At 56.0% G+C, this 22,307-nt stretch carries 23 protein-coding genes; 16 read left to right on the top strand and 7 right to left on the bottom strand.

Annotated features, from left to right (window positions below; genetic code table 11):
• Positions 1-35: 35 nt before the first annotated feature.
• Positions 36-677 (top strand): M15 family metallopeptidase, encoded by a 642-nt coding sequence (locus ACAW74_RS09455; RefSeq protein ID WP_370697943.1) that lies wholly within the window; start codon positions 36-38, stop codon positions 675-677.
• A 2-nt stretch (positions 678-679) separates the two neighbouring features.
• Here ACAW74_RS09455 and ACAW74_RS09450 read toward each other — a convergent pair whose 3' ends face one another.
• On the bottom strand, positions 680-1,882 hold the full coding sequence (locus ACAW74_RS09450; protein WP_370697942.1) for an acyltransferase family protein: 1,203 nt from the start codon (positions 1,880-1,882) through the stop codon (positions 680-682).
• Between the two features lie 67 nt (positions 1,883-1,949).
• Positions 1,950-4,112 (bottom strand): outer membrane protein assembly factor BamB family protein, encoded by a 2,163-nt coding sequence (locus ACAW74_RS09445; RefSeq protein WP_370697941.1) that lies wholly within the window; start codon positions 4,110-4,112, stop codon positions 1,950-1,952.
• A 121-nt stretch (positions 4,113-4,233) separates the two neighbouring features.
• On the opposite strand from ACAW74_RS09445, the gene ACAW74_RS09440 reads away from it, so the two are divergent.
• Together ACAW74_RS09440 and ACAW74_RS09435 are read left to right on the top strand one after the other, a co-directional pair.
• Positions 4,234-4,635, top strand: a complete 402-nt coding sequence (locus tag ACAW74_RS09440) for a hypothetical protein (RefSeq protein ID WP_370697940.1) — start codon at positions 4,234-4,236, stop codon at positions 4,633-4,635.
• Between the two features lie 27 nt (positions 4,636-4,662).
• Positions 4,663-5,430 (top strand): SDR family oxidoreductase, encoded by a 768-nt coding sequence (locus tag ACAW74_RS09435; protein WP_370697939.1) that lies wholly within the window; start codon positions 4,663-4,665, stop codon positions 5,428-5,430.
• On the opposite strand, the gene ACAW74_RS09430 is transcribed toward ACAW74_RS09435, so the two are convergent.
• Positions 5,427-6,671, bottom strand: a complete 1,245-nt coding sequence (locus ACAW74_RS09430; protein WP_370697938.1) for an MFS transporter — start codon at positions 6,669-6,671, stop codon at positions 5,427-5,429. The genes ACAW74_RS09435 and ACAW74_RS09430 overlap by 4 nt on opposite strands.
• A gap of 144 nt (positions 6,672-6,815) precedes the next feature.
• Between ACAW74_RS09430 and treF the strand changes: the two genes are divergently transcribed.
• Positions 6,816-8,294 carry an alpha,alpha-trehalase TreF gene (treF, locus tag ACAW74_RS09425; RefSeq protein ID WP_370697937.1) on the top strand — a complete coding sequence of 493 codons (1,479 nt, stop codon included), beginning with the start codon at positions 6,816-6,818 and terminating at the stop codon, positions 8,292-8,294.
• A 54-nt stretch (positions 8,295-8,348) separates the two neighbouring features.
• On the opposite strand, the gene ACAW74_RS09420 is transcribed toward treF, so the two are convergent.
• Both ACAW74_RS09420 and ACAW74_RS09415 read right to left on the bottom strand, forming a co-directional pair.
• Positions 8,349-9,608, bottom strand: a complete 1,260-nt coding sequence (locus ACAW74_RS09420) for an McrC family protein (protein WP_370697936.1) — start codon at positions 9,606-9,608, stop codon at positions 8,349-8,351.
• A 72-nt stretch (positions 9,609-9,680) separates the two neighbouring features.
• Complete coding sequence (locus ACAW74_RS09415; RefSeq protein WP_370697935.1) at positions 9,681-10,499, bottom strand: META domain-containing protein; 819 nt, start codon at positions 10,497-10,499, stop codon at positions 9,681-9,683.
• Between the two features lie 173 nt (positions 10,500-10,672).
• Here ACAW74_RS09415 and ACAW74_RS09410 point away from each other — a divergent pair, with 173 nt between their 5' ends.
• From ACAW74_RS09410 to ACAW74_RS09355, 12 genes are all read left to right on the top strand, one after another.
• Complete coding sequence (locus ACAW74_RS09410) at positions 10,673-11,677, top strand: NAD(P)H-dependent glycerol-3-phosphate dehydrogenase (protein WP_370697934.1); 1,005 nt, start codon at positions 10,673-10,675, stop codon at positions 11,675-11,677.
• Positions 11,678-11,684: 7 nt separating this feature from the next.
• Positions 11,685-12,095, top strand: a complete 411-nt coding sequence (locus ACAW74_RS09405; RefSeq protein WP_370697933.1) for a DoxX family protein — start codon at positions 11,685-11,687, stop codon at positions 12,093-12,095.
• Between the two features lie 65 nt (positions 12,096-12,160).
• Positions 12,161-12,862, top strand: coding sequence for a glycosyltransferase family 2 protein (locus tag ACAW74_RS09400; RefSeq protein WP_370697932.1), 702 nt, complete (start codon positions 12,161-12,163; stop codon positions 12,860-12,862).
• A gap of 47 nt (positions 12,863-12,909) precedes the next feature.
• Entirely contained in the window at positions 12,910-14,403 is a 1,494-nt protein-coding gene (locus ACAW74_RS09395; RefSeq protein WP_370697931.1) for a cellulose synthase family protein, read from the top strand.
• 79 nt (positions 14,404-14,482) lie between these two features.
• On the top strand, positions 14,483-15,889 hold the full coding sequence (locus ACAW74_RS09390; RefSeq protein ID WP_370697930.1) for an MptA/MptB family glycosyltransferase: 1,407 nt from the start codon (positions 14,483-14,485) through the stop codon (positions 15,887-15,889).
• A gap of 91 nt (positions 15,890-15,980) precedes the next feature.
• Positions 15,981-16,463: a flavin reductase family protein gene (locus ACAW74_RS09385; protein ID WP_370697929.1), complete on the top strand. Its 483-nt coding sequence runs from the start codon at positions 15,981-15,983 to the stop codon at positions 16,461-16,463.
• A gap of 6 nt (positions 16,464-16,469) precedes the next feature.
• The gene (locus tag ACAW74_RS09380; RefSeq protein WP_370697928.1) at positions 16,470-17,078 is read left to right on the top strand and encodes a 5-formyltetrahydrofolate cyclo-ligase; all 609 of its coding nucleotides are present in this window, start codon (positions 16,470-16,472) and stop codon (positions 17,076-17,078) included.
• A 69-nt stretch (positions 17,079-17,147) separates the two neighbouring features.
• Complete coding sequence (locus ACAW74_RS09375; RefSeq protein ID WP_370697927.1) at positions 17,148-17,855, top strand: porin family protein; 708 nt, start codon at positions 17,148-17,150, stop codon at positions 17,853-17,855.
• 106 nt (positions 17,856-17,961) lie between these two features.
• On the top strand, positions 17,962-18,648 hold the full coding sequence (locus tag ACAW74_RS09370; protein WP_370697926.1) for a porin family protein: 687 nt from the start codon (positions 17,962-17,964) through the stop codon (positions 18,646-18,648).
• Between the two features lie 159 nt (positions 18,649-18,807).
• Positions 18,808-19,491 carry a porin family protein gene (locus ACAW74_RS09365; RefSeq protein ID WP_370697925.1) on the top strand — a complete coding sequence of 228 codons (684 nt, stop codon included), beginning with the start codon at positions 18,808-18,810 and terminating at the stop codon, positions 19,489-19,491.
• A gap of 162 nt (positions 19,492-19,653) precedes the next feature.
• Positions 19,654-20,295 carry a porin family protein gene (locus tag ACAW74_RS09360; RefSeq protein ID WP_370697924.1) on the top strand — a complete coding sequence of 214 codons (642 nt, stop codon included), beginning with the start codon at positions 19,654-19,656 and terminating at the stop codon, positions 20,293-20,295.
• Between the two features lie 170 nt (positions 20,296-20,465).
• The gene (locus tag ACAW74_RS09355) at positions 20,466-21,476 is read left to right on the top strand and encodes an aspartate-semialdehyde dehydrogenase (protein ID WP_370697923.1); all 1,011 of its coding nucleotides are present in this window, start codon (positions 20,466-20,468) and stop codon (positions 21,474-21,476) included.
• Positions 21,477-21,561: 85 nt separating this feature from the next.
• Here ACAW74_RS09355 and ACAW74_RS09350 read toward each other — a convergent pair whose 3' ends face one another.
• Together ACAW74_RS09350 and ACAW74_RS09345 are read right to left on the bottom strand one after the other, a co-directional pair.
• Positions 21,562-21,750 (bottom strand): hypothetical protein, encoded by a 189-nt coding sequence (locus ACAW74_RS09350; protein ID WP_015329679.1) that lies wholly within the window; start codon positions 21,748-21,750, stop codon positions 21,562-21,564.
• Between the two features lie 48 nt (positions 21,751-21,798).
• Positions 21,799-22,245, bottom strand: coding sequence for a cold-shock protein (locus ACAW74_RS09345; RefSeq protein WP_015329680.1), 447 nt, complete (start codon positions 22,243-22,245; stop codon positions 21,799-21,801).
• Between the last annotated feature and the right edge of the window lie 62 nt (positions 22,246-22,307).

Raw genomic sequence — 22,307 nt, 5'->3', positions numbered from 1 at the left:
ACAGTCGGAAACGTCAGCAAACAACCCATTGCTTCATGCGCCGCTTCGTCTGTATCCTGCTTGTACTTTCACTCATTCACTCATCCGCTCATTCACAACTAGTTGATGTGCAGCAACTCGACCCGTCGATTCTGGTCGAACTGAAATACTCAACAACCGATAATTTCGTCAAGAAAGATGTCTATGGCGACCTGACGCAAGCCTACCTGCAACCGATGGCGGCCCGCAAACTGGTGGCTGCCAGCAAGTGGCTTCAGGTACGTCGGCCCGATTTGCGGCTATTGGTGTACGATGCCGCCCGGCCTCAATCGGCGCAGTGGAAACTCTGGAATGCCCTGCCCCAATACAGCGAACGCCAGCGACGTACCTACGTGGCCGACCCGCGCGAGGGCTCCATCCATAGCTACGGTTGCGCCGTTGACCTGACCCTCGCCACCGCCGATGGAAAACCGCTCGACATGGGTACGCCTTACGATTTCTTTGGCCCTAAAGCGTATCCCACGCAGGAACAGCGACTGTTGCAAGCGGGGCAGCTCACCCGGCAGCAGGTTGATAACCGGCGGTTGCTGCGTCAGGCCATGCAGGCAGGCGGATTTATGCCCATTAATTATGAATGGTGGCACTTCAACGCACTCTCCCGCCGCCAGGCCAAAGCCCGCTATAAGCTGGTAGAATAGGATCAGGACACTGGCGCCCGTCGGCTCGACGCCACCACGGCGAAACGATCTTTCAGGCGCAGGAACGGCTGCTCGAAAAAACGGTACGACAGCCAGGCTAATAGCGTAGTCAGCCCGAAGGTGGTTGCGTAGAGGGTAGCTGTCAGCCAATTATCCACCTGTCCGTTGACGACCATCGGCGTGGGCCAGGTACGTATGAGCACGTTGAGTAGCAAGGTCAGCGCTAGCGGATGGTACATATACAGCCCGTAGGAAATGTCGCCCATGAAGCGTGTAAGCGGATTGTCGAGTTTAAGCAGGGAGTGGGGGTTGCCAGCCAGATTCAGGATGGCGAAGCAGAAAAACAAGGCGTAGAACTCGTAGTTGAAGCCCGTGGGTTTGATGCTGAATACCAGCGCCAAGCCTAGCAACGCATAGACGCCCAACTGCACATCGCGCCGAAACAGCAGTGGCAACACGGGATGCCGCCGAAACAGTAGCCATGCCCCCGCGCCGCCAATGGCCATGCAGCCGATGCGGAATTGCGCCAGAAAATAAGCCAGAAAGCCAAACACACTTTCCCGGTTCAGATCGCTGCTGTATATGGCCCGCACGATGAACCGTTCATAAAGAAACCAGCCCGCCAGCAATGCCACTACGCCCAGCACAACCTGAAGGGTACGTTTTGGATTGGGACTCAGAATCAGCCAGGGCCACATCAGGTAAAATTGCTCTTCCACGCCAATCGACCAGGTATGCGAGACCATCGGCGCGGCACCGTAAAGGGCTACGGCCACATTCGGAAAAATGCTACAGTACAGGGCTACCTGCGTCCAGAAGTGCGCCACACCGGGGCCGATCTGCCCCAGAAATTCGGTGGGCGTTTGCAGCAGCGGCACATGCGGCCAGACAAACAGCCCCGTCAATACGGTGAGAAAGTATAGCGGCCAGATGCGAAGAACACGCCGGATGTAGAATTTACGAATGTCGACCCGGCCCGTGCGTTGCTGTTCGGCCAGCAATAGGTACGTGATCAGAAAGCCACTGAGCACAAAAAAGAGCGACACGCCCTGCCGACCCAGCTGATAGATGAATGGCCGGGCCCAGAGGTCTTCGCGCCCCAGCAGAAACACGGTTTTGTATTCTTCCAGATGGTGGACAATCACCGCCGATGCCGCAATAAACCGGACCCCGTTGAACCCTTTAAAATAAATTGAACCCGACATGGCGGTAAAGATAATGGGCAGCGAACTCGGTCCGCTGCCCATGGTAAGGTCTATCGTCTGGATGACGTTACAACGAAAAGGCGACGAACTGCTTTCCGGTTTTGGTGCCTAGCTTGCTACCCCCGCAGGCGATCACGACATACTGCTTGCCACCGACTTCGTAGATGCTCGGTGTGGCATAGGCCGCCGCCGGGAGCGTCGTCTGCCAGAGTACCTTCCCCGTTTTGGTGTCGAACACGCGGAACTGCTCGTCTTTAGTAGCCCCGATGAACAACAGCCCACTCGCCGTAACGGCCGGGCCACCGTAGTTCTCGGTGCCGGTAGGGGTGCCTCCATTCTTTTCGGAAATGGCTTTCACATCGCCCAGTGGCACCTGCCAGCGGTGCTTGCCCGTATTGAGGTCGATCGCCGTGAGGGTGCCCCAGGGCGGTGCAATGGCTGGCATGCCCTGACTATCGACAAAGCGGTTGTAGCCCGTCACTTTATAGGGCTGGTAGGGCTGCCGCGAGGTGGCAGACGTCGCATAGGCGCTGACCTCCTGCTTTTCAACACCGAACAGAAAGTCCACCAGTGCTTTCTTCTCGTCGGCGGTCAGTTGCGTAAAGCCGGGCATCATGCCTTTGCCGCCACTCACGATCTGTGACACATAGGCCCGGTCGCGGCGTTGACCAATATCAACCAGCGACGGGTAGCCGCTTTTGGGGTTGCCTTTGCGCTCGGGCCCGTGGCAACTCTGGCAGTTGAGCGTATATACGCGTTGACCAGGGCTAAGGTGCGCCAGCTCGTCGGCTTTAGGCGTTTCGCGGAGTTTAAAAATCCAGGCCATTTCGTTGGCGTTGACGTACAACGTACCTGACTGATCGGCCGCTGAGCCGCCCCATTCGGCGCCGCCGTCGCAACCGGGAAACAGCAACGTACCTGCCCCGCGATTGATGGGCGCAAACGGCCGGCTGTCGATCTGTTTGAACAAGGCCGTAATTGAGTCCTTATCAACCGAATACGGATTTAACTGGTCGACAGTAAGGGTCTGCCGGGCAAAGGGCGCGGGCAGAGTCGGTACGGGCTGCGTGGGCCAGGTCGTCTCGCCAGGTACGTCGGATTTTGGCACGGGGATCTCCTTAATCGGGAAGATGGGTCGACCGGTGGTCCGTTCAAACACATACACGTAGCCCGATTTGGTCGTTTGCGCCACCACATCGACCGGTTTGCCGTTTTGTTGAATGGTCAGCAGCGTAGGGGGCGAGGGCAAGTCGCGGTCCCAGATGTCGTGGTGAAAAAACTGAAAATGCCAGAGTCGCTTGCCGGTGTTGGCGTCGAGGGCAAGCAGGCAGTTAGCATACAGGTTCTGCCCTTTGCGGTTGCCGCCGTAAAAATCATAGGAGGCCGACCCCGTGGGCACAAAGACAATCCCGCGTTTGGTGTCGACGGCCATGCCCGCCCAGCAGTTGGCACCGCCAATGTCGGGGTTTTTGTAGGCGTCTTTAGGCCAGGTTTCATAGCCCGCCTCGCCGGGGTGTGGGATGGTACGGAACGTCCAGGCCAGTCGACCCGTTTGTACATCGAAAGCGCGTATGTAGCCCGGTGCGGCCCCCGCTTCTTCAGACACCCGCACGGGCATGATAATCAGGTTCTGGTAGATGGCGCCCGGCGTATTGGAGATGATAAACTTGTCCTTATTGGTATCGCCCAAACCGGTGTGCAGGTCGAGTCGGCCGTTTTCGCCAAAGGTGGGAACGGTTTTGCCGGTGCGGGCATCGAGGGCGTAGATGTAGCTGCCCATCGTATACAGTATGCGCCGATCGCTGCCGTCGGCCGACTGCCAGTAGGAGACGCCCCGGCTCGTGCTGTGCCACGCTTTCAGCTTGTCGCCGTCGAAATGCCACAGTTCACGGCCTGTGGCCGCATCGAGCGCAAAGGCCTGCACGGCAGCCGTTACCCCATACAGCACGCCATCGACAATGATCGGGTTGCACTGCATCTGCCCGGCATCGGGGGCGTCGTAGGTCCAGGCTACGCGCAGGTTTTGTACGTTATCGGGTGTAATCTGCGTTAGCGACGAGTAATGCGTCCGGTCGGGACCACCGAGGTAATCGGACCAATTGGTGACGCCAGCGGTTTTGATGGGCGGGTCTGTCTCTCGTGGCCCGGCCATCCGTGTAGTTGGCAGGAAGGTAAACGCCAGCCCTGCCACAAGAGGGAGGGCCAGTGCTGGCAGCAGTCGATTCGTCATGGTAGTTTAGGACAATTCACCAAATATAGTTGGACAACGGCAATGCCGCGTCGCATTTTGGTGACTTGAACCTGAGTGCGTGGGTTGCATTTCTGAGCGGCTGGCTGAACCTTTGCGAACAATGAAAAACCCCTTCTTCTACGTGCTGCTGCTTGTGCTTGTTCTGCTCGACGGCTGGCTCATGTCGCACCCCAATCTGCTGGGGCGCGCGGGCATCTTTTTCTATGATTATAATTACCTCAAAACCTTTCCCCGGGCACTGGGTACCGTGGCGGCCGTAGTCGGGCTAGCCGTTTTGCTGGCCTGGGTGGGTAGCCGGGCCGGGCGCGCTGTGTCACTGGCGTTACTACTGATGCTACTCGTACTGAGCGGCTACTGGTTTATTACCAGTGTAGGGCAGTTCAATTCGGGCGTATACAAACTGACCGGCTCGGGTTTTCGGGCGGGAGCCATCCTGCTACCGGGGCTGGTGGTGCTGGTTTTTGGCAAAGGATTGTACGATACGCTATCCCAACGCCGTTAAGTTTACCCACACACAACAACTGATTCGATGAACACCTTATTCTCACTACAGGGCCAGCGGGCATTGGTCACCGGGGCTACCAAAGGCATTGGTGAAGCCATCACCCGGCAATTTCTGCAACTCGGCGCGGCCGTGTTTATGGTTGCCCGCGACAACGACCTGCTTCAGCAGCAGCTTGCCGACTACCGGCAGCAGGGTTATACCGTGGAAGGCCTCGCCATCGATATGAGCCAGCCCGACGCGGTCGAAAAACTGGTGCAGACCGTGCGCGACGGCTGGGGCAGCATCACGGTGCTGGTCAACAACGTCGGTACGAACGTGCGCAAATCCACCGCCGACTACTCGGCCGACGATTATGATTACGTGATGAACACCAACCTGCGGCAGGCTTACGAACTCTCGCAGGCAACGTACCCACTGCTGAAAGCCGTTGGCCAGACCAGCATTGTGTTCGTCTCGTCGGTGTCGGGCCAAACCCATACGAGCAGCGGTTCGCTTTATGGCATGAGCAAGGCAGCCATCAACCAGCTCACGCGCAATCTGGCCGTGGAGTGGGCTACCGATGGTATCCGGGTCAACGCCGTAGCGCCCTGGTACATCCGGACGCCGTTGGCCGCGCCCGTGCTCGACAACCCCGATAAACTGGCTGGTATTCTGGCCCGCACGCCAATGAAGCGCGTGGGCGAACCCGAGGAAGTCGCCTCGGCGGTATCGTTCCTGAGCATGCCCGCCGCCAGCTACATCACCGGGCAGGTACTTGCCCTCGATGGTGGGCTGCTCGCTTGGGGCTATTAAGCCACTGGCGGAGCAACCCGCGACTGCATCCGCCGGAAGACGGTGAGCAGGATTAAGAGCAACGTAATCGGCACCAGCGAGGCGTAGAAAGCCGTTTGTCCGCCGTAAGTCTCAAACACACGACCCGTGATGAGTGAGCCTGTGGTGCCACCCAGTGCCGAAAACACGACGATCAGCCCCGCCATCGGCCCGTGTTGGCGCAGGGGCAGGCTACTCAGAATCGCTGAGTTGATGGCCGGGTAGATAGGCGCGATGAATAGCCCGATCAGAGGGAAAATAAACGCCGCCACGGGCGCGTCGCCCCAACCGTAGTCGTTGTTCATGACAGCTTGGTTCGCGGCCTGTTCGGCCAGGGGAAGTGCCAGCAGCACCAACCCGCCCGCAATTACCAAGCAGCTCATCAGCAGCCAGTACCACGATACTTTCTGTAGCATAAAACCAGCCAAGAAACGCCCCAGCGCCGTACTCGCCGCCAGAATGCTCGCCATCTGAATGCTCAGCGACGCGGGCAGTTTCAGGTATTTGTTGTTGAAGGTAGGTAGCCAGCTCATGATGCCCTGCTCCATCAATACATACGTAAAGGCCGTCAGCACGAATACCAGCACCACGGGCGTAATAGCCAGCCGTAGCATATCGGCCATGTTGTTCAGCCCCACGGCTGTTTCGCCCGAACGTACCTGCGACTCGTCGAGCGGGGTGGTCAGGAGCAATAAAAAAGCGGCTCCCGAAATGGCGGCCAGCACGTAGTACACCCGCAGCCAACTGGCCGATTGGGGTTGCGTGCTATCCACAAAGGCGCTGAAGAGAAAATACCCCGACAGCACGCCGATCATAAAAATCGACTCCAGAAAATTCATGAAACTGGCGTGTTCGTCGGCGTCGCGCGTGACAAGGCCGATCGTGGCGAAGGCCGAGACTTTAATTAGCGCAAAACTGGCACCGACAGCGGCAAAGAGCAGCTTGGTTGTCCAGAAAGCGGGCACCTGCGGCATAAGCAGACACGCAACGGTAACCAACCCCAGCGCCGTGAGCATGGCTCGTTTGTAGCCGATACGGGTTATGTAGGAAGCCACGGCAAACGAAACAAACGCAATCGACAGGTCTTTGAACGCTTCGAGCACCGACGCGCCCGTGGCCGATACACCGTAGTTGTTTTGTACTTGTAAAATCACCGTCCCAACGCTGTTGAGCAGGATCGCAAACACGACGTAATTGAGAAAGAGGGAAAGCTTTATGCGCATGGTGGAGAATTTTTACCGCAAAGACGCGAAGATTACGCAAAGAACGCAACCATTCGGGCCTTACCCGTATTGAAGAAAGTATATAATTTATTGGGTCCGTCCTGCGCGTCGTCCGTCGTGCCATTGCGGTAAAACCACGTTTCTATGTCTCTTTTCCACGACGTGCAAATGGGTCGGGTTTTTCCTGACCAGAAAACGTTTGTCGATTGCATACCCAAAGGCGAGCCGGCCGTGATTGAAGCGGCCTACGAACAGGCCCGCCAACAGCCCGATTTTGATCTGTCGGCGTTTGTGCTGGCTCATTTTACGCTGCCCGAACGCCCCGCTACCGATTATGTCAGCGATACCCGGTTGAGCACGTCGGCACATATCGACCGGCTGTGGGAGCGGCTCACGCGCCCCGCCGACGTACCTGTGCCGAACGATTCACGCGTGGCGCTGCCGCACCCGTATGTGGTGCCGGGTGGGCGTTTTCGCGAAATCTTCTATTGGGACAGCTATTTCACAATGCTTGGCCTGCGCGAATCGGGCCGCACGGACCTGATCCGGGATATGATTGCCAATTTCGCCTATCTCATCGACACCGTCGGGTTCATTCCTAATGGCAACCGGACGTATTTTCTGAGCCGGTCGCAACCGCCGTTTTTCGGGCTGATGGTGCAACTGCTGGCCGAGATAGATGGTCCCGACGTGCTGGCAACGTACCTGCCACAACTGCAACGCGAGTATGATTTCTGGATGCTGGGTGCCGATGCGCTCTCGGCCGACAGCCCGGTTGGTAAACGGGTCGTGCGCCTGCCCAATAGAGCCATCCTGAATCGGCATTGGGATCCATCGCCCACGCCCCGCCCCGAATCGTATCGGCAGGAACTGGAACTGACGCCCGACGCCCAGCAGCTGGGTACGTTGCCCGAAACCCTTTATACCCATATCCGGGCGGCCTGCGAATCGGGTTGGGATTTCAGTAGCCGGTGGTTTGCCGACGAACAGGAGATGGCAACGATTCGCGCCGCCGACATCGTACCCGTCGACCTGAACTGTCTGCTCTACACGCTTGAACAAACGCTGGCCCGAGCCTATGGGATAATGGGTGATACGGCGAAACAGGAAGCCTTTACGCAAGTGGCGGCGGACCGCCAATCGCTTGTTCTGGGTACGTTCTGGAACGACGAAACGGGCTTTTTCCACGACTACGATATAGATGCTAATGGACTAACCCCCGCCCTAACGCTCGCCGCCGCTTTTCCGCTCTTTTGCCAATTTGCGACTCCCGAACAGGCAGCTCGCGTGCACGACCGGCTCCGCGCCGATTTTCTGCAAGCTGGTGGTTGGGTAACTACCCTGCGACAAACGGGGCAACAATGGGATTGGCCCAATGGCTGGGCCCCTCTGCAATGGGTTGTGTACAAGGGCCTGATCAACTATGGCTTTACGCAAACGGCCCACGAAGGCCGCGACCGGTGGCTCACCCTCAACGACAAGGTATTCCGGGCGACGGGTAAGATGATGGAGAAATACAACGTGGTCGATGCGGCTCTTACCACAGGTGGCGGCGAGTATCCCAACCAGGATGGCTTTGGCTGGACAAACGGCGTGTATCTGGCCCTGACGGCTGGTGCGTAACGGCGTAATCTTGATGGTTAGACGCAAGGGATTGCGTCTCTACGGCGGATTATGTTATGATTCGATCGCGGCCAGCACGGCGTCTACTTCGTCCATCAGCGGGTTGTCCAGGTTGAAAGGCACCACGTAGAGCCGGAGTGACGGATCATACCCAAAAACCCGCAGCGGTTGCCGGAAGTGTTCGTGGGCGGGGTAGATCAGCACCAGTTGGGTAGCGTCGTATTTTTTGCCGTAGGCATACAACTGGTACAAATCAGCCTGATCGATGCCGTAGTGGCCGTTGGTGTCCTGAGCGTTGATTGTCTTCCACTTCGTATCGAGGATGATCGTCTGGCCGTTGCGGCGTAGCAACAGGTCGGGGCGAAGCTTGAACCGGGGCTGGCCTTCGTGCTCGTCGATCAAATGGGCCGAGGCCGATTGTACCTCGGCACCCACCCGCCGGAACCCCGCGGCTACGTACTGCTCAAATACCCGCTCAATTGGAAACAGCAGGCAGGCCGATACCTGTGGGCCTTCGCAGAGGCTGGCTCCCCGGCCGCCCAGTAGCCACCCGGCCAGCCGCAACGCCGGTTCGTAGGTGCGGGGCAGCCGACTGGTCTGGCCGACCTGATGCAGCGATGCCAGCAATGGCGCGAGCCCGCCCGGCCGATTAGGGTTGTGGGCCGGGGTCGATACGTCGGCCAACGTACCCAGCAATTGGCGGCAGCGCGTCTGGTTGCTGGTAGTCCGGGTACGTTGTGCAACGTGCAGCAAAGCCAATTTCAGCAGCCGGTTAGGAGCAATGTCGGGCGTATGGTCATCGTAGCGAACGGCCAGCTGATCGGGGCGGTACTGACGAAGTTGGTCGGCGAGGCGCAGCTTGCCGCGCAAGACAGGCAGGTCGGCCTCCTGCGTTACGTAGGCGCGGGCCAGACCGCCGCTCAGCGCCTGCGCCGTTTCCCGCAGAAAGGCATCAATAAATACCTCCCAAAGCGGCAACGGGCTGGGACCGCTGTGGGCCGTATTGATATACCGAAAGGGTGGGTCAGTCAGGTGCCGCAGCAAGGAAGGCAGGTAGCCCACGCGCGGCTGTATATCGAATGTAAGCCCGCCGCGCAGCTCGAGCAGACCCACGTAGTTACGCAGCCGAATCATCTCGCGGTTTCGGTGGAGTGAGTAGGTCAGCAGGCCATCGGCGTCGGGCAGCGTGGCGGCTAGTTGTTTCACCGTATCGAACGCCTCGTCGGGCAGCAGCAATTCGTCGGGCAACGATGGTCCGTTGGGGGCATCGCTGGCACGGCGCAGCGTGGTGCGTTCGGTAACGGTGTAAAGCAAAGCCAGAGTGGGTTCAGCGGGCAGAAATACCGAACGAATGTACAACCGAAGCCATTACCGGTGTTCGACCGGTTACTGAGCTTTGGTCAGCGTCATCACATACTGCCCGTTGGCCAGCAGCGTCAGGCGATCTTTGCCGATACGGAAAAGGGTCGACTGCTGAAGCGCTTCCAGGTACGTCTCCTCAAACGAATTGGCGCACTTTTTATTCGTCGTGTTTTTCACGGTAAACTGCACGTGATCACCATCGGCGATGATTTCGCCTTTCAGCTTATTGCAGCCTGTGGTGCCTTCCACCTTATTATCATTCAGGTCGATCATCAGCTGAGGCAGTTCGTTGCTGGGAAACTGACCGGCCCGCACCCGCTGCCCTTTGAAGGTTTCAAGCGTCCAGATGCCGTCGAGGCGGTCGCTGCCTTTGATGAAGGAACCATAGCCCAGATATCGCCGACCGTTGGCATCCACCCGCACGGTGTAGGCGTAGGTACGCCCCGTCAGGTTATCGCGGGCGGCCGTTGGCTCGATATATACCTTCATACGGCTGGGGCGATTGGCGGCGTAAGTCTTGCGGCTGGCGGTAGCCACCAGGCCGGGACCAACGCGCGCATCGAGCAATACACCACTCCGCTTGCCAATGGGCTGCGGCTTGGGCATCTCGGCTACCAGGGCGGCACTGCTATACGGTTTGAACAGAATCTGCCGCGAAAAATCGATGTCCATCGACCACTCGGCTGGCGTAATGCCAGCAGCCACGAAATCGATGCCTGTCTGGCGTTTGGCCCGCCATTGTGCTGCTTCGGGCAGGGGGGCAACGGTTGATTTTTTAGCGTCGGCGGTTTTGGTTGTGGGAAGGGCCGATCGGTTACAGCTTATTAGGGATAGGAGCCACATACTCACCAACCCTACGACACGAACATATCTCATACGCATATCCTACAACGCCAATAGAATAACAATTAGTGCCTCAAAAAAGCGCTAAAACCCGGTGAGCGCTGATGCCTGACTGGGTGATCGCCCGGACAGGTCGAAAACAGACTTTCCAGACTTTCGTCTTTTTTTGCGGTATGAAACCCTCAACACCTGTTCGCTTCGCCATGATTGGCGGCGGTAGCTGGGCTACGGCACTCGTCAAAATTTTGTCGGAAGGCAACGTCAGCATTCGCTGGTGGCTCCGTAGTCAGGCCGATGCCGAGCACATCAAACGCTTTCATCACAACAAGAGCTACCTCAGCGACGTACAGATCAACACGCGCAAAGTGAAGGTCTGCACCAAGATTCGGGAGGCCATCCGGGATGCCGACTACGTAATTCTGGCCGTGCCAGCGGCTTTCATCGCCGATGCGTTGAAAGGCCTGAAGGCCAGCCATTTCGAAGGTAAAAGCGTTATTTCGGCCATCAAAGGCATGATTCCTACCAGCAACCAGCTGGTGACCGACTGGGTCGCTGACGTCTACGACGTACCCAGCGGCAAGATCAGTTGCATTGCCGGCCCCTGCCATGCCGAGGAAGTGGCCCTCGAAAAGCAATCGTATCTCACCATCGCCAGCGCCGGTACGCACTGCGCCGAAGAGGTAGCCCAACTGCTCACGTGCCGCTACGTGCAGGCCTCGCCGCTCAACGATCTGTATGGCGTTGAATACAGCGCCGTGATGAAGAACATCATCGCACTGGCCTGCGGCATTACACACGGGCTGGGCTACGGCGATAACTTTCAGGCCGTGCTGGTCTCCAACGCCATGCAGGAGATTCGGCGGTTTGTCGATGCCACGTACCCCATGCAGCGCGACCTGAGCCGCTCGGCCTATCTGGGCGATTTGCTGGTAACATCCTATTCGCCGTTTAGTCGGAACCGTACCTTTGGCCACCTGATCGGGCGGGGCTACACCATTCAGTCGGCGCAGATGGAGATGAACATGATTGCCGAGGGCTACTACGCCGTCCGGAGTATTCACGCCATCAATCAGGAGCACAACGTATCCTTGCCCATCACCGAAGCCGTGTACCGCATTCTCTACGAAGGGGCCTCGCCCGCCTCCGAAATGGCTGATCTGAAAGGAAAATTAAGTTAACACCATTATGCAACTACATCGTGATTTGGGCGTGCTGGCCATCCGGCTGGCCTTTGGATATCAGCTGATTAGTGGGGCCTGGGGTTATGCCTCGTCGCCGTCGGTAAAAATGCCCGAGTTCATGGGTTATCTGGGTACGATCGGGTTTCCGTTCCCGACGGTCGGGGCTTATCTGGCGATTTACACCGAACTGATTGGCGGGTTGTTATGGGTGCTTGGCTACCAGACCCGGCTGGCGTCGGCGTTTTTGTTGATTAACTTCACGGTGGCGGTCATGCTGGCCCACGTCAGCATAGGCGACAGCTATGAGGCTACGTTTCCGTCGCTCAACCTCTGGGTAATCAGTCTGTTTCTATTGCTCAACGGGGCCGGTCGGTACTCACTTGGCGAGTGGTTGCATCAGCGGAGGTGGCAATAGGCAGGAAAAGCCGGTAGGAGTGGAGCCACCGACACCTTTACGGCGGTTTTGTTGTATATATCCTTGTGAATCCAGCTGTACCGCCCGTCATCGTCGTCATCATCCCGGCCTTTAATGAAGAGAATTCCGTAGGCCAGGTTATTCGTGAAATTCCCGCCGGACTGGTGAGCGAAGTCATCGTTGTTAACAACAACTCCAACGACCAAACGGCGGTGCAGGCGGCCGCCGCTGGCGCCACCGTGCTCGACGAACCCGTGCAGGGATACGGGCGGGCTTGCCTGCGGGGTATCGCCTACGCTCGAAATCGCCAACAAAAGCCCGACATCGTCGTTTTTCTCGATGCCGATTACTCCGATTACCCAACCGACATGACCGAGGTGGTAGCGCCGCTGCTCGCTGATCAGGCCGATTTGGTGATTGGGTCGCGGGCACTGGGGCAACGGCAGCGGGGCTCCATGACACCGCAGCAGGTTTTTGGCAATTGGCTGGCTACCCGGCTGATGGATTGGCTGTACGACGTGCGCTTTACCGACCTGGGTCCGTTCCGGGCGATCCGCTTCGATAGCTTGCTGGCCCTCGATATGCGTGATCAGACCTACGGCTGGACGGTGGAAATGCAACTTAAAGCGGCCAAGTTAGGCCTCCGCTGTCGGGAAGTGCCGGTGCGGTATCGCCGCCGGATTGGTCACTCGAAGATCTCAGGTACGTTGAAAGGCACGGTGCTGGCCGGGTACAAGATTTTGAGCACAATTTTTCGGTATCGGTAGCGCTGCCATCTAACGTTATAGACTCGTCAGACCTTGGTTGTCTGTTTATGGAATCGCTCATCATTGCCCTATACGCAACCATTCTTCTGTTGCTGTTTGCGTATAACCTCGGGCAACTTAGTCTCATTGTGATTTACCTCCGGTCGGGTCGGCAGCGGAAGGCGAAGATCATTATGCCCGGCTCGGTCGACTGGCACTCGTTGCCCACAGTAACGGTACAACTGCCCCTTTACAACGAACGCTACGTGGTGGAACGGCTGATCGACGCCGTGGCCGCGCTGCATTATCCCGCCGATAAGCTGGAGATTCAGGTGCTCGACGACTCGACCGACGACTCGATTTTGCTGAGTGAAAAGAAGGTGGTCGAGTACCAGCAACGGGGCGTCAATATTCAACTGATTCGTCGCCCCGAACGGGTTGGCTTTAAAGCAGGCGCGCTGGCGTATGGCCTCGACCGGGCGATGGGTGAATTCGTGGCCATTTTCGACGCCGATTTCGTGCCCGACCCCGATTTCCTGATCAAAACGGTGCCGCATTTTAGCAATCAAAAGGTGGGTATTGTACAAACCCGCTGGACGCACCTCAACGAAGACTACTCGCTGCTGACTCAGTTGCAGGCGTTTGGCTTGAATGCTCACTTTTTCATCGAACAGGGGGGGCGTAATGCTGCCGATCTGTTTATGAATTTCAACGGAACGGCCGGGGTGTGGCGCAAGCAAACCATTTACGACGCCGGCGGCTGGAGCAGCGACACCCTTACCGAAGACCTCGACCTGAGCTACCGAGCGCAGCTAAAGGGCTGGAAGTTCGTCTACCGCGAAGATGTAGGCTCGCCTGCCGAATTGCCCGTGGCGATGAATGCACTCAAATCGCAGCAATACCGCTGGATGAAGGGCGCCGCCGAATGTGCCCGACGGCTGATGATGAGCGTGTTGCGCTCGCCTCGTGTGCCGCTGGTAAACAAACTCCACGCCTTTTTTCACCTGTTCAGTAGCTCTACTTTCCTGCTGGTGTTTATGCTGGCCGTGCTGAGTGTGCCGGTGTTGTATATCCGCAGCCGCCACCCCGAGTGGGATACGGTGTATTACCTCATCAATTTTTTCCAGCTCAATCTGGTCATCCTGATTCTGTTCTACGGCATTCCCTTCTGGCTTACCCGTCGGCAGTCGGGCGTTGGAGCCGCGGCGTTTATCTGGTTCTTCCCCATGTATTCGTCGCTGATGATGGGGCTGTCGTTGCACAACACCATTGCCGTAATCGAAGGATACATTGGCCGTAAAACGCCGTTTGTCCGCACGCCCAAATTCAACGTGCAGAAGGGTTCGGATAACTGGCGGGGCAATGTCTACATCACGCAGGGGCTCCCCTGGCTAACCTTGCTGGAAGGAGGCATGATGCTGTACTTCATCGCAGGGATTGCGCTGGGTCTTCATCTGCACGATTACCGGATGCTGTTTTTCCACTGGATGCTGACCGTCGGCTTCGGCACGGTGTTCGTATATTCGCTGCTGCATACCGTGCGCCGCTACACGCCCGCCTGAGCGTTGCTGGTCGGTTCCCTGCCCGTATCGGTTACGCGGCACGTACCCACCCTGACCAGCGACCACTAACGCGCAGCAAATGACGAATACCTTGTTTCTTCGCTGGGGCTGGCTGTTGCTGTCGGCCTGCCTGTTTGGCTTGTTGGGTTACACCATTGCCCGTACACAGTTTTCGGGGCTGATTGGTCTTTACTTCCTGCTCTTCTGGGGCTATAACCTGCGCGTTCGGCCGCTGCTGGAGGCGACCGTGCCGCTGGCCTTGCACCCCCAACCCGATCGGTTCCTGTTTGGGTCGGCCCTGCTGTTTCGGCTGCTGCTGATCGGAGCGCTCCCCGCGCTGTCCGACGATTATGCCCGCTTTATCTGGGATGGTCGCCTGCTGCTAAGTGGCGTGAACCCGTTTCGGTATTTGCCGTCTGAACTGATGGCCGGTGGGGCCGGACCTACTATCCCGATCGACGCCAGCCTGTATGCGTTGCTCAATTCGCCCAACTATTTCACGGTATATCCGCCTGTCAACCAAGCCATTTTTGCGCTGGCGGCCTGGGCATCGCCAAACAGCTTGCTGGGTAGCGTGGTGCTGATGCGCAGCCTGATTATCCTCGCCGAAATCGGGACGATAGGGCTGATGGTGAAACTGCTGATACATTACAAAAAAGACCCCAATCTGGCCCTGCTTTACGCCCTCAACCCGCTGGTGATTCTGGAACTGACGGGCAACGTTCATTTTGAAGGTATGATGATCGGCTTCGTGCTGCTGGCGATCTGGCTCTGGGTACGTCCGACCCCAACGCCCCGGTCAGCGGCAAGCCGGATGGGGCTGTCGGCCGGGGCGTTTGCGCTGGGTGTTTGCACTAAACTGATCCCGCTGATGCTGCTGCCATTGGCTATCACGCAGTTGGGCTGGCGGCGGGGAATGCTGTATAGCGGGCTGGTGGGTGGCCTGGTAGCCCTGCTGTTCATCCCCTTTTTCGACCTCGACATGGTGCAGCACATGTTCATGAGCATCGACCTGTATTTTCGGAAGTTCGAGTTCAACGCCAGCCTGTATTACCTTATTCGGGCGGCGGGATACTGGTTTTACGATTATAACTGGCTCAGTAGCATCGGGGGCTGGCTGTCGTTGCTGACCACCGGCGGCTTGTTACTGATTGCCTTCAACCGGCTGGGGCGACGGGTGCCGGTGGCGGTTCGGGCACTCTGGATGCTGACGCTCTACTTTCTGATGGCCACAACGGTACACCCCTGGTACATCACCTCACTGGTGGCGGCTGCGGTCTTTACGGCAACGGATACCGCGCGCCCGTTTCGCTACCCATTGCTCTGGTCGGGTCTCATCTGGGTGTCCTACGCCGCCTATCAATACAGCCCCGTCTATGAAAAACCGGTCCTGCTTCTCGTCGAATACGTACCTGTGCTGGCCTTGCTGATTTTTGAGATAAAACGGAACAGGGATGAAGTGGATCCGGCAGATGTTTGCAGATAGCTTGTTCATAGATACTAGCCAACTGCATTATCAAAAAGAATAAATCTGTGATTATTCACCCGATCCGCTTCATCCGTGTTCCTATTGTATTATGAAGCGTTTACACAAATTCAAGAATTACGACGTTCACTCGATTACGACCGCAGCAACGACGTCGTCGGGTGAGCGGCGCAACGCCAACATTGCCACCTGGGTCATGCAGACGGCGCTGGGCGGGGGTCGGTTGGCGGTGGCGCTCTACAAAGTCGATTATACGATCGAACTGGTGCGCGAAAGCGGCCTGCTCAACGTGAACCTCTTGGCGCAGGACCAAACGGGCCTAATCCGCAAGCTCGGGCAGCAGTCGGGGCGCGACAAAAACAAATTCGTGCGCCTGCCCCATGCCCTCGACGAACGAGGCTGCCCTTACCTGACGGAAGCCGTTGGTTACGCGCAATGCCGCGTGCTCGACAGTATCGACGCCGGCGACCATGAACTGTTTGTTTGTGAAGTGCTGAAACAGGTCGTGCTGAACCCCGATAAACCTGTACTGACCAACGATTATCTTAAAGAAAAGAAGCTGGTAAGGGGCTAACGGATCATGACAAAGGCCGAGATTCGCCAGTACTATAAAGCCCGCCGCGCCGAACTATCGCCCGATGACGTCGCAGCTATAAGCCAGCAATTGGCCGATCGGTTTTTTGCCGACGATCGGATTCGAACGTACCTGAACGTACCTGACGCAGTGCTGCATACGTACCTGCCCATCCGTCGGCAGAACGAAGTGGACAGCTGGCCTATCATCCGGCGTATCTGGGCCGAGTGGTCGCAAGTCGTAGTGCTCTCGTCGATTACCGACCCGGCAACGCACACGCTAACCTCGTTTCGGCTTACCCCCGATACGATCCTGACCGAAAACCGCTGGGGCATTCCCGAACCAGAAGGAGCGCTGACCGCCAACGTACCTATGCCAACGCTGGTGCTGGTACCATTGCTGGCCTTCGATACGCAGGGGCATCGGGTAGGTTACGGTGGTGGCTACTACGACCGGTTTCTGGCCCAGCTTCCGCCCACCTGCCCCACCATCGGCCTGTCGTTTTTTCCGGCTACCCCCCGCATAGATGCCGTCGAGCCTACCGACGTACCGCTGGCTGCCTGTGTCGAGCCAATGCAAGTAAATTGGTGGGCTTTTATAAGCGAAAAATCATAAATTGGTTTATTGTTTTTCTACGAAACAGCCAATTAGTTTGCATTATTGTTTCATCAGTAATGCAAGTACATGCGGAAAATTTACCTCTTATCCACCGTTGGTTTATTGAGTGCCTTCACCAGTTTTGGGCAGGTGCTGTTTGGTATTGAAGGAAGCGGTCAGTCGACCAATATTGCCGTAACGGCACCCGTGGGCGGGCGGCAGATTGTGTCGGATCTATCAGCGTATCTAAAACCCAAGTTTGGTTTCCGGGCGGGTCTGATGGCCGACATCCCTATCACCGATTACCTGTCGGTGCGGCCCCAACTGCTTTATTCGGTAAAAGGCACGACGCTCGATTTGAGCAGCCTACTAAGTGGTATCGGCAGTGTCGATAAAAGCGTGTTTCAGGCTCCGATTAACTACAATTTCATCGAACTACCCATCCAGGCGATGTATGGGCTCGACGCCGGTCCGGGGCGGGTAGTGCTGGGTGTTGGCCCCTATGTGGGTTACCTGCTCAACGCCAACGTGACGTTTTCGGGTGATACACAAGATGTTGACCTGACCGGCGCCAAACGTATCGATCTAGGCGCGCAGGCGTCGATTGGCTATGAGTTGCCGATGGGTATCACGGCGTCGGTGTATTACTCACACGGCCTCACTAACCTGTCCTCCGATCAGGGTGTATCCTCGTCGGGCGGGGCTACGCCGTCGCTGAGCATCAACGGGGCTGGCACCGCTAATACCCGCGCTTTCGGCCTCTCGCTAGGTTTCTTCTTTGGCGCTGGTAATTAGGTAGCAGTAACGTACCCAACCGTGTTGTAGCTAACGAAAACACTCACCAAACTATAGTAATCCATATCTAGTATAAACTGATCCTAGTTTCATCGGTGTCAACGTTATGCAAAAAAAATACAGCTTTACCCTGTTCCTGCTATTAGGAGCTACCGGCTCTTTTGGGCAGGTTCGATTTGGTATTCAGGGTAGCGGCCAAATAGCCAGTTTCAAGCTTATTGCTCCTTCCGACTTACCGGCATTAGCTACCTTTGAAACTAACTTTTTCAAACCGATCGTTGGCTTTCGAGCTGGTATAATGGCCGACATTCGGCTCAAGGATAAATGGGCACTACGCCCCCAACTTCTTTATGCTGCTAGAGGGTCAAAATTCGATTTCAGTCACTTATCGACTGTAACGGGTGTTGACCTCAATGACTTCAATTCTACGTTAGATTACCATTATCTCGAGATACCTGTTCTGGTAACATACAGCCTGAAGATAGGCGTTGGGCAGGTTGTTGCGGGAACTGGCCCTTACGTAGCGTATCTGCTAAGTGCCAGCGAGTCAACCATCAAAAGTAGAAACAAAGTACAGGCAAATCTGGCCAATGGGGACCGGCTGGATTATGGGCTCACGGCTTCTGCAGGATATGAGCTACCGGGTGGACTTACCCTTTCGGCCTATTATCTATTAGGGTTAGCCAACATGAGTACCGGTGTAGAAACCCCCAACACAATCAGCGGCAGTGTTAACGCTTATAACCGGACCTTCGGGCTTACAGTGGGCTACTTCTTTGGCGCAGGCAATTAGGTAGCAGTTTTAGTTTATAAGGAACATAGCCGAGATCGTATTGCTGCCACCAGGTTACGTTGAGCCCTTGCTGGTTACGCTAACAACCCTTACCAAACTGGTGTGAGCCTTATCTAGGATTAGTCAGTACGCAAATCAATATCTTCTCAACTTTTCTTCATGCGCAAAGTCATCTATCTACTGGTCAGCTGCATGCTGATGACCAACGCCTTATTCGCTCAGGTTCGGTTTGGAGTACAGGGCAGCGGTCAGTTCGCCAATATCGTCGCCAGCGTTTCGCAAGGGCAGGGAGCGACTAGTTATACTGACTACTCCAAGCAGCGATTGGGTTTTCGGGCGGGAGTAATGGCCGACATTCCGGTGTCGGAGCAGTTGTCGGTCCGTCCGCAACTGCTTTATTCTGTCAAAGGCACTAAGCTTAATCTGGGCGGTCTGCTTGGTGGTGTTCCTACAGGCGTTGATCCTAATCAGCTGGATCTAACACTCAACTACAATTTTCTGGAGTTACCCGTTCAGGTCATGTACGGGCTCGACGCGGGTCCTGGCCGGGTTATGCTGGGGGCTGGTCCGTACGCCGCGTATTTGTTAGGGGTTAGCAACACGTTCGACGGGAAGACCCTGAAAGATGATCTGGCAGACGAAAAACGAATCGATTATGGCCTCAATGCTTCGGCTGGCTATGAACTGCCGATGGGCATTACCGTCTCGGCCTACTATTCGCTGGGTCTGGCCAACTTAGCCGCTGGTTCCACTATCCCCTCAACAGGTTCGGCCGCAAACACAGGTGGCGCCTATCACCGAGCATTTGGGCTCTCCGTCGGTTATTTTTTTGGTGGCAATTAACTACCGGCTTGACAACGGCAACGTACCCACGACTGTACGCAAGGATCCATGCACGTTTAGTAAACTAGGCAATGGAAAGTGGTAGCTTTTTGCGTGAAGCTGGGCCTTTTGTGTATTGTTGCAACTGATATAAAAACTTGGTTTATCAAATCACTAATCAGTATGCTGAAAAGATTACTTCTGGCCGCCGCTATTTCTGCCGTCGGAATCACATCGTCAATGGCTCAGGTAGCTATCGGCTTAAAAGGAAGCTTACAATTTGCCAACGAAAAGATTACCTCCTCGGGGATATCCATCAATGGCGAGAATCTATTAGGGTTCCAGGCCGGGCTTATTTTGAAAGCACCGATTACTGACCAATTGTCGATTCGTCCGCAACTGCTTTACTCGACGAAAGGCCTCAAACTATTGGGATCAACCTTCGGGGGCAATGGAGAAACAAAAGCGGTCATCAATTACCTCGAAGTACCTATTCAACTAGCCTACTCTATCGAAGCGGGTGATGGTAATGTAGTGCTGGGGGCAGGGCCCTATCTTGCTTATGCCCTGAGTGGAAAGGCAACGGTCACCGTTAACGGGCAGAGCGAAACCGAGGATCTGGACTTCAACGATTCAGACGCGCAGAAACGGTTCGACTTTGGACTGAATATTTCAGCGGGCTACGAATTAAATTCAGGACTTGGCATCAGTGCCTATTATTCACCGGGGCTGGCTAATTTGGCACCCAGTAACAGTGGTACTAACGTGACCATCAAAAACTCTGCGTTCGGTATTTCGCTAAGCTATTTCTTCGGCGGGAACTAACAGGTTTGGTAATGTATGAAAATCCGACTTGCATAGGCAAGTCGGATTTTTGCGTTTTAAGCATATCTATACGCTATAAAAGCCAGTATATATATTCCAGCCAAACGAACAACTCTCCAAAAATGAGCGTACTTTTGCGGTCAATTTTTCAATAAAACCGAACAATTTCTATGAAAATCGCAGTCGTTGGGGCCACAGGCTTAGTCGGTGGCGAGATGTTGAAGGTGCTGGAGGAGCGGAATTTCCCCGTTACCGAGTTGATTCCCGTTGCTTCTGAGCGGTCGGTGGGTAAACAGGTGATGTTTAAGGGTAAACCCGTAACGGTGGTCAGCTACGACGAAGCCATTGCCCGGAAACCCGCGATTGCCATTTTCTCGGCGGGTGGCAGCACCTCGCTCGAATTGGCCCCGCGTTTTGCCGAAGCCGGCATCACGGTGATCGATAACTCATCGGCCTGGCGTATGGACCCCACCAAAAAACTGGTGGTACCCGAAGTAAACGCCGATACGCTCACCGCCGCCGATAAGATTATTGCCAACCCGAACTGCTCGACCATTCAAATGGTGGTGGTGCTGAAGCCGTTGCACGAAAAATACGGCATCAAGCGCGTGGTTGTCTCAACCTACCAGTCGGTAACGGGCACAGGTAAAGCCGCTGTTGATCAGTTGTTTGCCGAACGCAACGGCGATGAGTCGGTAGCGAAGGTATACCCGCACCCCATCGACCTGAACGTGCTGCCCCATATCGATGTGTTCCTCGACAATGGCTACACGAAAGAGGAAATGAAGATGGTGAAGGAAACCTGCAAGATTATGGGCGACGACTCGATCCGGGTTACGGCCACGACGGTGCGTATCCCGACGATCGGTGGCCACTCGGAGGCGGTCAACATTGAATTCGAGCGCGATTTCGATCTGGCTGAGGTAACTCGCCTGTTGAGCGAAGCCGAAGGTGTCGTTGTGCAGGACGACCCGGCTAACAAAATTTACCCCATGCCGTTGACGGCACACGGTAAAGACGAGGTCTTCGTGGGCCGGATTCGTCGCGACGAAAGCCAGCCTAACACGCTGAATCTCTGGATCGTGGCCGATAACCTGCGCAAGGGGGCCGCTACCAACGCCGTGCAGATTGCCGAATACCTGATGAAACACGACCTGGTAGAAACCGAAGTGGGCGTTTAAGCCTCAGAGACGAATAATCGAAAAAGCCAATTGGGTCGGCCCAATTGGCTTTTTTGTGCAGTCAGATGCAGGCTAGCTAAGTCGATTAGTTGCCTCGTTTGCGTTTGAGCGCGGTGCGGCTGGCGACTTCGGCCTGAAATTTAATCTTCAGTTTCCGGTCGAGTTCCTTGTCGCGAGGTACGTAGATGCTGGTTTTTCCATCCGAAAACTTCAGCTGCCAATACACATTATCGGTAGTAGGCGGGATGGACGTATAAACAGGCTTGTCGCTCATAATTGGCAAACGTGAAGGATGATAAACTCTGACGTAGGGACACCTTGTCTACGCGGCTACTTTCTTAACGCCGATAGCACTGGCACCCTTGGGTGTCATGGTTATCTCAAACGTCACTTTATCTTTTTCGGTGATGGCATCCACCAGCCCGTTCATGTGCACAAAAATGCTCTCCTGGCTCTTAAGGTCGCGGATGAAGCCATACCCTTTTGAGGCATTGAAGAACGTAACCACACCCTGGCGGATCGGGTCTTCTGCCTCGCGGTCTTCCTGCCGCTGCACCCCAATCTGGATGTCTTCCTGGTTGATGTCGCGTCGGCGTTTGGGGTCGGGTGGTGTCGAGGTAATGTTACCATTCTCGTCCACATAGACCATCATCTCTTCCAGGCTAAGGCCTTTTTTCGCGGTGGCTTTGCGCTCCTCGCGTTTTTCTTCTTTGTCTTTGCGTTTTTTCTGACGTAATTTCTCTTTCTCTTTTTTGCTGAAAGTCTCCATTTACCGGGGGGAAAAGCGGGTTGGCCCCGCTGATGAGTGATATCCGCTTAGTAAGCACCGGT

It is taken from the genome of Fibrella musci, from assembly GCF_041321105.1.
Taxonomy (GTDB): Bacteria; Bacteroidota; Bacteroidia; order Cytophagales; family Spirosomataceae; genus Fibrella; species Fibrella musci.
Note: the sequence above shows the minus strand (reverse complement) of the source record. Positions and strands in the feature narration are given on the sequence as shown.

What these genes read in the sequence shown, in the direction of transcription:
- ACAW74_RS09455 (WP_370697943.1), top strand. Translation starts at nt 36, where the DNA reads ATGCGCCGCTTCGTCTGTATCCTGCTTGTACTTTCACTCATTCACTCA.
- ACAW74_RS09450 (WP_370697942.1), bottom strand. Translation starts at nt 1,882, where the DNA reads ATGTCGGGTTCAATTTATTTTAAAGGGTTCAACGGGGTCCGGTTTATT.
- ACAW74_RS09445 (WP_370697941.1), bottom strand. Translation starts at nt 4,112, where the DNA reads ATGACGAATCGACTGCTGCCAGCACTGGCCCTCCCTCTTGTGGCAGGG.
- ACAW74_RS09440 (WP_370697940.1), top strand. Translation starts at nt 4,234, where the DNA reads ATGAAAAACCCCTTCTTCTACGTGCTGCTGCTTGTGCTTGTTCTGCTC.
- ACAW74_RS09435 (WP_370697939.1), top strand. Translation starts at nt 4,663, where the DNA reads ATGAACACCTTATTCTCACTACAGGGCCAGCGGGCATTGGTCACCGGG.
- ACAW74_RS09430 (WP_370697938.1), bottom strand. Translation starts at nt 6,671, where the DNA reads ATGCGCATAAAGCTTTCCCTCTTTCTCAATTACGTCGTGTTTGCGATC.
- treF (WP_370697937.1), top strand. Translation starts at nt 6,816, where the DNA reads ATGTCTCTTTTCCACGACGTGCAAATGGGTCGGGTTTTTCCTGACCAG.
- ACAW74_RS09415 (WP_370697935.1), bottom strand. Translation starts at nt 10,499, where the DNA reads ATGTGGCTCCTATCCCTAATAAGCTGTAACCGATCGGCCCTTCCCACA.
- ACAW74_RS09410 (WP_370697934.1), top strand. Translation starts at nt 10,673, where the DNA reads ATGAAACCCTCAACACCTGTTCGCTTCGCCATGATTGGCGGCGGTAGC.
- ACAW74_RS09405 (WP_370697933.1), top strand. Translation starts at nt 11,685, where the DNA reads ATGCAACTACATCGTGATTTGGGCGTGCTGGCCATCCGGCTGGCCTTT.
- ACAW74_RS09395 (WP_370697931.1), top strand. Translation starts at nt 12,910, where the DNA reads ATGGAATCGCTCATCATTGCCCTATACGCAACCATTCTTCTGTTGCTG.
- ACAW74_RS09390 (WP_370697930.1), top strand. Translation starts at nt 14,483, where the DNA reads ATGACGAATACCTTGTTTCTTCGCTGGGGCTGGCTGTTGCTGTCGGCC.
- ACAW74_RS09385 (WP_370697929.1), top strand. Translation starts at nt 15,981, where the DNA reads ATGAAGCGTTTACACAAATTCAAGAATTACGACGTTCACTCGATTACG.
- ACAW74_RS09380 (WP_370697928.1), top strand. Translation starts at nt 16,470, where the DNA reads ATGACAAAGGCCGAGATTCGCCAGTACTATAAAGCCCGCCGCGCCGAA.
- ACAW74_RS09375 (WP_370697927.1), top strand. Translation starts at nt 17,148, where the DNA reads ATGCGGAAAATTTACCTCTTATCCACCGTTGGTTTATTGAGTGCCTTC.
- ACAW74_RS09370 (WP_370697926.1), top strand. Translation starts at nt 17,962, where the DNA reads ATGCAAAAAAAATACAGCTTTACCCTGTTCCTGCTATTAGGAGCTACC.
- ACAW74_RS09365 (WP_370697925.1), top strand. Translation starts at nt 18,808, where the DNA reads ATGCGCAAAGTCATCTATCTACTGGTCAGCTGCATGCTGATGACCAAC.
- ACAW74_RS09360 (WP_370697924.1), top strand. Translation starts at nt 19,654, where the DNA reads ATGCTGAAAAGATTACTTCTGGCCGCCGCTATTTCTGCCGTCGGAATC.
- ACAW74_RS09355 (WP_370697923.1), top strand. Translation starts at nt 20,466, where the DNA reads ATGAAAATCGCAGTCGTTGGGGCCACAGGCTTAGTCGGTGGCGAGATG.
- ACAW74_RS09350 (WP_015329679.1), bottom strand. Translation starts at nt 21,750, where the DNA reads ATGAGCGACAAGCCTGTTTATACGTCCATCCCGCCTACTACCGATAAT.
- ACAW74_RS09345 (WP_015329680.1), bottom strand. Translation starts at nt 22,245, where the DNA reads ATGGAGACTTTCAGCAAAAAAGAGAAAGAGAAATTACGTCAGAAAAAA.